Genomic DNA, 9,043 nt, shown 5'->3' with positions numbered 1-9,043 from the left:
CCCCCCCCCCCCCCCCCCCCCCCCCCCCCCCCCCCCCCCCCCCCCCCCCCCCCCCCCCCCCCCACTTCTATCGCTCGGATGTCAGATCTGGCCCCGAATTGCGCGGGCGGCTTCGATGGCGGTGGTGGGGGGGCGCGTAGCGCGCACCTGGTTGCGGCCGTCTTCCTTGGCGACGTACATGGCGCGGTCGGCGGCGACGAAGAGGGATTCGATATTGTCGCTTGGCGTCGGGCACAGCGTGGCGACGCCGATGCTGACGGTGATGAAGGGCGAGGTTGCGGAACGCGGGTGCGGAATGCGCAGCGACTCCACATGGGTGCGGATCGATTCGGCCATCTGGAAGGCGGCATCGGCGTCGGTCTCGGCAAACAGCAGCACGAATTCTTCGCCGCCGTAGCGCGCTGCGAGGTCGGTCACGCGCAGTGCGTGGCCGCCGATGGCCTGCGCCACCTGCTGCAGGCAGACGTCGCCCTGGGCGTGGCCCAGGGTGTCGTTGTACAGCTTGAAGTGGTCCACATCGAGCACCACCAGCGACAGCGGGGCGCCGGTGCGCATGGCGCGCTGCCACTCTTTCTCCAGGAAGGAGTCGAAGTGGCGCCGGTTGGCAATCTTGGTCAGCGGGTCGATCATCGCCGCGCGCTGCAGCGCGTCTTCCGACAGCTTGTGGTGGGTGATGTCGTGCAGCAGGCCGATGAACAGCGGCTGGCGCAGGAACATCGGGGTCAGGGTCAGGTCCATGCACACCGACTTGCCGGTGCGGTGGCGGATGATCACTTCGCGCGTGCCGTGGCTGTGCGCCGTTTCCGGATTGGCGGCGTAGCGGGCGAAGTATTCCAGGTATTCGTCGGCCACCAGTGGGTTCAGCAGGTCGGAGATCGACTTGCCTGCCAGCTCGTGCGCCATATAGCCCAGGTGCTGGTCGCAGGCCGGGTTGGTGAACTGGATGCGGCCGTCCGCTTCGATGATCAGCAGGCCCTCGGCCATATTGTTGACGATGGTGCGCAGGCGCTCCGACTGCTCCTGCTGCGTTTCGGTGGCAAAGCGGATCTGCAGCTGGGTGCGCACGCGGGCGCACACTTCGGCCATGCGCAGCGGCTTGCCGATGTAATCGACCGCGCCCAGTTCAAAGCCGGTCACCACGTCTTCCTGCTCGTTGCGGGCGCTCATGAACAGCACCGGGATGTCTTCGGTAGCGGGGTGGGATTTGAGCTGGCGGCAGGTTTCGAATCCGTCCATGCCGGGCATGATCACGTCCAGCAAGATCAGGTGCGGGTGCACGCGGCGCGCGATTTCAAGCGCGCGTTCGCCGGAGTTGGCGACGTACGTCTGGTAACCCTGCTCGACCATCAACTTGCGCAGGACGGAGAGGTTGTCCGGCGCATCATCAACAATCAAAATCACGGCATCCCGCCGTGGGGAAAAGCTGGTACCGCCTTGATTCATGCTGACTAGGGGTGAGTAGGATGTGCTTTGGATGATACCGTGTTGCCAACTGGAATTGTGAAAATTCAAGGAAGGTTTTGCTGAAATAAGACGAAGAATTAATGATAGTTGGTCAAAGTTTCCGACAAGCTAAGGGGTTTTGTGACATTTTGTGATCATTGCGCGAGCGCGTTGGCAAAGAATTAACGGTAATTTCCGTGATTTTTCTATGATTTTTTTGTGTTGGTAAAGCAATAAAATGCAGGCTCACTTAACTCATTGAGAAAGATCATGAAAAAAATTGCGCTGCTGATGGTTCCTGCCCTGTTTTCGGTTGTTGCGCTGACAGGCTGCAAGGTGATCGACACCGGCGAAGTAGGGTTGCGCGTCAACTTCGACAAGACGGTGGAGGCGGAGGAGCGCGTGGCGGGCAGCTTTAACCAGACCATCGTGGGTTCGATCCTGACGTTCCCGATCAAGGACGTCAGCGTCGATGTGCGCGACCTGATGCCGCTGGCGGCCGACAACTCCACCATGAAGGACTTCGACCTGGCGGTGATCTACAACATTACGCCGTCGGCCGTGTCGGACCTGTACATCAACAAGAGTCGCGCCTTCCACACGCAAGATGCGAGCGGCGACATCTACCTGATGCACGCCTATATTTCGCAGACTGCGCGCAATGCGGTGTACAAGGTGGCGCGCAAGTACGAGGCGCTGAACATGAACGACAACCGGACCCAGATCGAGCAGGAGATCCAGGCTACCATGATCGCCACCCTGGCCGATGAAAAGCTGAACGGCATTGTGATTTCCCAGGTGCGCGTGGGCAGCATGGTGCCGAGCGATGCGGTGAAGCAGAGCGCCGATAACCTGGTGCGCGCCAAGAACGAGGAGAAGACCAAGGAAGTCGAGGTGCAGATCGCGAAGAAGGAGGCGGAACGTATCGCTGCCCTGAACGCGAATGCGGGCGCCATCTCCTACATGCAGGCGCAGGCGCAAATGCGGATTGCTGAAGGCATTGCTGCGGGCAAGGTGCAGACTGTGGTCATTCCGTATGACTTCAAGGGCATGGTCAACATCACCAGCAAGTAAGCCTGCCGTGTCATAATCCCCTTAGTGCAACCGGCTAAGGGGAAGCAGCATGCAGTTCGTGTCGCGTAGCTTGTGCCGCCTGGCGTTGGCGGCTTTTGCATTGCAGGGATTGTGGCTGCCGGCGTGGGCGCAGAAGGGCGGTGCGCCGGCCTGCCCGGCGCGGCCCATCGTCGTCGGCCTTTACGAATTCGGGAATTTCTACCGCTCCGGCGTCGGCCTTGATAAGGACCTGGCGGACGAATTGAGCAAGCGTAGTGGCTGCAAATTCGTCTCCAGGGTGATGCCGCGGCGCGCGATCTGGACCGGCATGCAGGCCGGTACAGTCGATATGACCCTGTCCGCCGCCGCCACGCCAGAGCGCCTGGTGTTCGCATGGGCGGCGCCGTATATGCTGGTCAAGAATGTGGTCGTGCTGCGCAAGGATGCCGACCCGAATGTCCATTCCATGTCCGACTTCATCGCCTCGCCCGAGCTGAGGCTGGGCTTCGGCCGTGGATTTGCGGCCGGCCCGGCGTACGAGGATTTTGTCACCCAATTGCGCAACATCGGCCGTGTCGAGGACGTGGACGAGGGCGACCGGCTGTATGCGATGTTCAAGGCCGGCCGTTTCCAGGCCTTGCTGGCGCCAAAGATGGTCTACGCCCATTACCTGAAGGACGAAATCATGGCCGGCGCCATCCGGGTGGAGGATTGGGGCAATGGCCGGCAGCATGGGCCGGCCCATCTCATGATGGGCAAAAAGCTGTTCAGCGCCGAGGATGCGCGGCGCTGGGGTGATATGCTGAAAGCCATGACGGCGGACGGCACCATGGCGCGCCTGCTGGCGCAATACGTCGGCAAGGACGATGCGGTGAAGATGCTGCTGACGGCGCCGTAGTTATTGGCGTAGCGTGGGGGCTTCGTAGCTGCCCAGCAGCGGCAGTTCTTCCGCAGTGAAGCGGCGCGAGCGTTCGCCGGCGCAGTCGGATGCGCGCGTTTCGCAGGCGGAGCGCAGTGCTTTCACGCGGCGCTGCCACTCGGATTCGGCCGCTTCCATCGCCGCCAGCTCGATGGCTTGCGCTGCGGGCAGCTGCGCGGCACGCAGCCGGTGGGCTTCGTTTTCGCCGCGCCCGCTGAGGCGCGCCTGCCGCACCTGGACTTCAACGGAATGGATGGACGCTGCTGTCTCGGCGGCTGCTGCGGCGGCAGTGGCGCCGGCCGCTGGCGTGGCGGCGCCGGCGCGCACCGGCGATGCGGCCGGCTTGAAGGCCGCTACGGCAGCAGGGACGCTGCGTGTCCCGCCATCCCCCCACAGTGCAATCACAATGGCGGCAATCGCCGCAATGGCAAGCACGAGCCGCATGGTCAGAGCCTCGAGAGGATGGACAGCAGGTTGTCGTAAATCGGATAGACCGCCCATGGCGCGGCATCCCATCCGATCACATCGAAATGGTCGTACTGGTCGTAGTAGCCGATGTAGTTCCAGCTGCCCTTGGACGGCGTACCGTCGAACAGGCGTTGCGGCTGTCCGTCCGGTCCGCGCATGCTGCTGGTATTGACCACGCCATCATTGGCATACCAGTCCGGTGCGCGGTACGAGCCCATGCCGCGCTGCAGGATGGACGGCACCACCCATTCGCCCGCCGTGTTCTTCAGGAAGAAGATCATGTCGTTGCGCGCGTACTGGTAGGCGCTGCTTTGGAAGGGTGCAATCACGCGGTCGGTGTTGTTGCAGCACCAGTGGCCTTGCTCGGTAGCGCGCGAACCGATCGAGAAGTAGTAGACGTTGGGCGATGTCTTCACCCATCCGTTCAACTGGGCGGCACCATCGGGGCCAAGGTCCCATTGCGCCGCATCGTGGTTGGCTAGCTGCCAGAACGGTGCGCCGCGGGTGCGGCCGATATAGTCGCCGATGGATTCGGCCGGCCCCTGCGCCAGGCCGTATTGTTCGAGCCGGAATTTATAGCCGGTGCCGCCGGAGCCGCCCAGTCCCGCCACTTCGACGATGCTGCCGGCCAGCTCGGACACCTTGGGCACAAAGTCCACCACCACATCGCGCAGGGTGGTGCCATTGTGCGGCGACGAGATGGTTGTCGCGCTCTTGACCCAGCCCGTCTTGCCCCCGCTATACAGCGTGCCGCCGCCTTCGCTGCCGGCGCCATTGGGCGGGCCGTTCTCCAGCAGCTGGATCAGGGTGCGCACAGTCTGGCCGCCCTGGCTGTGGGCGACGAGATGCACCGGATGCTGGGCATCCCATTGCGGATAGAGCGCGAGCGGATAGTTGTTCGGGTTGTTGGCAGGATCGGCCGCCCAGCATTTGCCGGCCGGCTTCTGGATATGACCCGCGGCCGCATGGTCCGCCGTATGGCGCACGCCATAGTCGGCGCAGCCGCCCTTGATCTGGTAGTACAGCTCCACTGCGCGGTCCCAGTTCGAGCTGACCGGACCCATGGCGGCCGTGAATACCGGGCGCTGGGTGGCGCGTATATGCGCGGCGACGTCGTTGAACCCGCCCCAGTATTTGAAGCCGGTGGCGGCGAAGGTGTCGGGGCCGAAACCAAGGAAGCCATGGACCAGGACAATCGGGTCGTTGTTGGCGGCTTGGACGGAGGAGGCGGCCAGCACGGTGGCCAGGGCGATGGAAGTGAGCGTTTTCATGGGCTCATTTCATCACGGGGAGAGAGCGCACGGTTGCATGACAACCGTGCGTTTGGAGCCAATCGCATGCCGCGGCGAGCCACGGCTACGGTCGCGCCCGTGTCTCGATTTCGCCCCTAGGGGCAACCCCAAGGTGGACACGGGCTGGGCTGTTGTTACATGCGGGCTTTGATCAGCTTGCCCAGCACTTCGATGCCGGCGCGGATGCGCTCTGGCGGCACGGTCACGAAGGACAGGCGCAGGGTGTTGGTGGCTGGTTCGTTGGCGTAGAACGGGGCGCCTGGTACGAAGGCGATCTTGTTCTTGATGGCTTCGTCCAGCAGTTCCATGGCGTTGATGTGCTTTGGCAGCTCAACCCAGATGAACATGCCGCCGTCCGGCTTGGTCCAGCTGGCTTCTTTCGGGAAGTGCACGTCCATCGCGTCCAGCATGGCCTTGCATTGGTCGCCGTACAGCTGGCGGATGGTCGGGATGTGCTTGTCCAGGAAGCCGTCCTTCACCACTTCGTGCACCACCATCTGGGTCAGCTGGGCGGTGTGCAGGTCGGCGGCTTGCTTGGCCAGCTCGAGGCGGCGCACCATCGGCAGCGGGGCCACCACGTAGCCGAGGCGGATGCCTGGGGTCAGCACCTTGGAGAAGGAACCCATGTAGATCACGCCTTCCGGATTCATGGCGATCATCTTCGGGCTTGGCTGGCCGGAGTAGGACAGCGCGCCGTATGGATCGTCTTCGATCAGCGGCAGGTTCAGGCGGGCGCAGGTCTCCACCAGTTCCTGGCGGCGTTCCACCGACAGCGAGCGGCCGGTCGGGTTCTGGAAGTTCGGCAGCGCGTACAGCAGGCGCGCGCCGTCGGCGATCGAATCCAGGGCGGACGGGATCAGGCCGTGATCGTCGGAAGGGACCGAGTGGAACTCTGGACGGTACACCGAGAACGCCTGCAGGGCGCCCAGGTAGGACGGGGTCTCGACCAGCACCTTGCTGCCTTCGTCGATCAGCACTTTGCCGATCAGGTCCAGCGCTTGCTGGGAGCCGGACACCATCAGTACCTGCTCGGGGGAGATCTTGGCGCCGTTCTGCGACAGCGAGTCGGCGATCCATTGGCGCAGCGGCATGTAGCCGTCGGTCGGGCCGTATTGCAGGGCGACTTTGCCGTTGGTCGACAGTACTTTGTCGAAGGCCGCTTGCATGATTTCGACCGGGAAGGTGGCTGGCGATGGCAGGCCGCCGGCGAAGGAGGTGATTTCCGGCTGCTGGGTGACCTTCAGGATTTCACGGATGAAGGATGCCTGCATGCCTTTGGCGCGCTCGGAGAAGTTCCACTGCAGTGGGTTTGGGGTCTCGATTTTCATAATAATTTCTCAGGTTTAAGCGATTTCGGCGATCAGTTCAATTTCTACGCAGGAGCCGCGCGGGATTTGCGCTACGCCGAAAGCGGAGCGGGCGTGCTTGCCGGCGTCGCCGAACACTTCGCCCAGCAGCTCGGAGCAGCCGTTGGTGACCAGGTGCTGTTCGGTGAAATCAGGGGTGGAATTCACCAGGCTCATCACCTTGACGATGCGCTTGACGCGGGTCAGGTCGCCGCCGCAGGCTTCCTGCAAGGTGCCCATCAGGTCGATGGCGATCGAGCGTGCTGCCTGTTTGCCTTCTTCGGTCGAGATATTCTTGCCCAGCTGGCCCACCCATGGGTTGCCGTCGGCTTTCTTGGCGATGTGGCCGGAAATGAACACCAGGTTGCCGGTCTGTACGTACATGACGTAGGCGGCAACCGGGGCGGCTGGCGGGGCCAGGGTGATATCGAGCGACTTCAGTTTTTCGTAGACAGACATGTGATTTCCAAGAAAAAAGGTTCCGTGAATACGCTATTGTACTCTGCGCATTGCCGAATTCGTCACGGTCAACGGGCCACTTTCATGCGTTTTCCTGCGCCGACGACGGCAATAACGGCAAAAGTGAACAGAATATGCTCAATATGCAAAGTTTCATTCAGGACCAGGGCGGCGCCGGCCAAAGTTAATCCGGGCTGCACCAGCTGCACCTGGCCGACGCGCGCCACGCCGCCCAGGGCCATGCCGCGGTACCAGAAGAAGAACCCGATGAACATGGAGAACACGGAGACGTAGCTGAAGCCCAGCCAGGCGCTGGCTGGTGCGGCAGCGATCATGGCCCAGTCGCGCCACAGCAGCCAGGCGGTGGCGGGAGCGGCGACCGGCAGGGACAGCACCAGGGCCCAGCCGATGACCTGTTCGCCGCCCATGGTTTGCGACAGGCGTCCGCCTTCGGCGTAGCCCATGGCGGCCAGCAGCACGGCGGCGAACACGGCCAGGTCGGCGCGGTGCAGGCCGCCGCCACCCTGGCGCAGGGCGAAGCCGATCACCAGGGCGCTGCCGAGCGCCGCCATGGTCCAGAAGCCGGCGGAAGGGCGTTCGTGGCCGCGCAGGGCGGAAAACAGGGCGGTGGCCAGCGGCAGGATGCCGACCAGCACCGCGCCGTGCGAGGCGGGCAGGGTGCGCATGGCGATCGAGGTCAGCAGGGGGAAGCCGATCACGCAGCCGACGGTGACGGCTAGCAGGGTAGGCAGCTGGGCTCTGGCCGGCAGGGGCGCGCGCTTCCAGCGCAGCCAGGCGATCGAGAGCAGGGCGGCCGCCAGTGCGCGCGCCATGGCGACGAAGACCGGGTCGAGGTGGGCCACCGCCAGCCGCGTGAACGGGAGCGTCAGGCTGAAGATGGCGACACCGATCAGGCCGAGCAGCATGCCGCGCGTTTCAGGGCTGGCGGGGGCGATGCTGCGTGGCGGCCACGATGCGCCGTCGTGCGAATGCGGCGTCATGGCAACACCTCCGATAAAACGCGCATCACCTTCTCCGCATCCAGATTGGCGCCGGTCAGCGGCAGCCCGACCTTTTGGCCGGCCACGCGCGGATCGTGTTTTAAGCGCAGTGCCGCCGCCAGCGCCGCCGCGCCCGCACCCTCGGCCAGGTTGTGCGTGGCCCGGTAGTACAGGCGGATGGCACGAGCCACTTCCTCATCGCTGACCGTCACCACGTCATCGGCATAGCGCTGCACAAGCTCCAGCGAGCCCGGGTCAGGCCGGCGGCAAGCCATGCCATCGGCCAGCTGGGTGCTGACCGGCGACTCCCGTAATTCACCGCTGCGGAAGGAATCCAGGTAGCCGGTCGCATGGCTCGATACCACGCCGACCACACGCGTGCGCAGCCCCAGCGCCTCACGCGCCGCGATGGCAGCGCAAAAGCCCGAACCCTGGCCGATCGGCACAAACACCGTATCCAGCGCCGGCTGGCCATGGAACAGTTCCATCCAGTAGCTGGCCACGCCCGCCACCAGGTCCGGATGGCATGGCGGCACCATATGCAAGCCGTGCTTGCGCGCCAGCGCGTTGGCGTATTCGCGGCTGGCCTGGAAGTCGTCGCCGTATTCGATCAGCTCCGCCCCCATGCCGCGCATGGCCGCGTTGGACTCGGCGCTATTCCCATGCGGCACCACGATGGTGGCCTTCACGCCGTGGCGGCGCGAGGCGAAGGCGATCGATTGCCCGTGGTTGCCGCGGGTGGCCGAAATCACGCCGGGCAGGCCGGGCTCGCGCTGCAGCAGGCGGTTCAGGTATACCAGGCCGCCGCGCACCTTGAAGGCGCCGGTCGGCGTGTGGTTTTCGTGCTTGACCCAGGCTTCGGTGCCCAGGGCTTCGTTCAGCAACGGCCAGGAAAACTGCGGCGTGGCGGGCATGGCGCCGTAGACGATGGCAGCGGCGGCGTCGAGGTCGTTACGGGATGGCAGCAGGTTCATGGCGCGGTTTCCTTTTTGGGGTAGATGGGTGTATCGTAGAATAAGTAACCAGTACAGTACCAATACACTTGCACGGATAATTTCACGC

Annotated in this window: 9 protein-coding genes; 2 read left to right on the top strand and 7 right to left on the bottom strand. The window is 63.9% G+C overall.

All coding sequences use genetic code 11. The features are described from left to right. Positions 1–81: 81 nt before the first annotated feature. Positions 82–1,443 (bottom strand): diguanylate cyclase domain-containing protein, encoded by a 1,362-nt coding sequence (locus tag AAHE99_RS02020; protein ID WP_342113865.1) that lies wholly within the window; start codon positions 1,441–1,443, stop codon positions 82–84. Positions 1,444–1,713: 270 nt separating this feature from the next. On the opposite strand from AAHE99_RS02020, the gene AAHE99_RS02015 reads away from it, so the two are divergent. Next, positions 1,714–2,517, top strand: a complete 804-nt coding sequence (locus tag AAHE99_RS02015; protein ID WP_342113863.1) for an SPFH domain-containing protein — start codon at positions 1,714–1,716, stop codon at positions 2,515–2,517. A gap of 49 nt (positions 2,518–2,566) precedes the next feature. After that, positions 2,567–3,394: a substrate-binding periplasmic protein gene (locus AAHE99_RS02010; RefSeq protein ID WP_342113861.1), complete on the top strand. Its 828-nt coding sequence runs from the start codon at positions 2,567–2,569 to the stop codon at positions 3,392–3,394. Here AAHE99_RS02010 and AAHE99_RS02005 read toward each other — a convergent pair whose 3' ends face one another. The 6 genes from AAHE99_RS02005 to AAHE99_RS01980 form a co-directional block, all read right to left on the bottom strand. Next, positions 3,395–3,859 (bottom strand): hypothetical protein, encoded by a 465-nt coding sequence (locus AAHE99_RS02005; protein ID WP_342113858.1) that lies wholly within the window; start codon positions 3,857–3,859, stop codon positions 3,395–3,397. A gap of 2 nt (positions 3,860–3,861) precedes the next feature. Beyond that, positions 3,862–5,154, bottom strand: a complete 1,293-nt coding sequence (locus AAHE99_RS02000; RefSeq protein WP_342113856.1) for an esterase/lipase family protein — start codon at positions 5,152–5,154, stop codon at positions 3,862–3,864. Between the two features lie 155 nt (positions 5,155–5,309). Next, positions 5,310–6,503, bottom strand: a complete 1,194-nt coding sequence (locus AAHE99_RS01995) for an aminotransferase-like domain-containing protein (RefSeq protein ID WP_342113854.1) — start codon at positions 6,501–6,503, stop codon at positions 5,310–5,312. A gap of 15 nt (positions 6,504–6,518) precedes the next feature. Beyond that, positions 6,519–6,980, bottom strand: coding sequence for a RidA family protein (locus tag AAHE99_RS01990; protein WP_342113852.1), 462 nt, complete (start codon positions 6,978–6,980; stop codon positions 6,519–6,521). Between the two features lie 68 nt (positions 6,981–7,048). Beyond that, positions 7,049–7,981, bottom strand: a complete 933-nt coding sequence (locus AAHE99_RS01985; RefSeq protein WP_342113850.1) for a DMT family transporter — start codon at positions 7,979–7,981, stop codon at positions 7,049–7,051. Continuing rightward, positions 7,978–8,955, bottom strand: a complete 978-nt coding sequence (locus AAHE99_RS01980) for a threonine dehydratase (RefSeq protein ID WP_342113848.1) — start codon at positions 8,953–8,955, stop codon at positions 7,978–7,980. Before AAHE99_RS01980 ends, AAHE99_RS01985 begins: the two co-directional genes overlap by 4 nt. Positions 8,956–9,043 lie beyond the last annotated feature (88 nt).

Source organism: Pseudoduganella sp. OTU4001 (assembly GCF_038440195.1).
In the GTDB taxonomy this organism is placed as follows: Bacteria; Pseudomonadota; Gammaproteobacteria; order Burkholderiales; family Burkholderiaceae_D; genus Rugamonas.
This window is presented reverse-complemented; position numbering and strand designations above follow the sequence as displayed.

Coding starts and splice junctions, on each gene's coding strand:
- AAHE99_RS01980 (WP_342113848.1), bottom strand. CDS start 8,955: ATGAACCTGCTGCCATCCCGTAACGACCTCGACGCCGCCGCTGCCATC.
- AAHE99_RS02005 (WP_342113858.1), bottom strand. CDS start 3,859: ATGCGGCTCGTGCTTGCCATTGCGGCGATTGCCGCCATTGTGATTGCA.
- AAHE99_RS02015 (WP_342113863.1), top strand. CDS start 1,714: ATGAAAAAAATTGCGCTGCTGATGGTTCCTGCCCTGTTTTCGGTTGTT.
- AAHE99_RS01990 (WP_342113852.1), bottom strand. CDS start 6,980: ATGTCTGTCTACGAAAAACTGAAGTCGCTCGATATCACCCTGGCCCCG.
- AAHE99_RS02000 (WP_342113856.1), bottom strand. CDS start 5,154: ATGAAAACGCTCACTTCCATCGCCCTGGCCACCGTGCTGGCCGCCTCC.
- AAHE99_RS02020 (WP_342113865.1), bottom strand. CDS start 1,443: ATGAATCAAGGCGGTACCAGCTTTTCCCCACGGCGGGATGCCGTGATT.
- AAHE99_RS01995 (WP_342113854.1), bottom strand. CDS start 6,503: ATGAAAATCGAGACCCCAAACCCACTGCAGTGGAACTTCTCCGAGCGC.
- AAHE99_RS01985 (WP_342113850.1), bottom strand. CDS start 7,981: ATGACGCCGCATTCGCACGACGGCGCATCGTGGCCGCCACGCAGCATC.
- AAHE99_RS02010 (WP_342113861.1), top strand. CDS start 2,567: ATGCAGTTCGTGTCGCGTAGCTTGTGCCGCCTGGCGTTGGCGGCTTTT.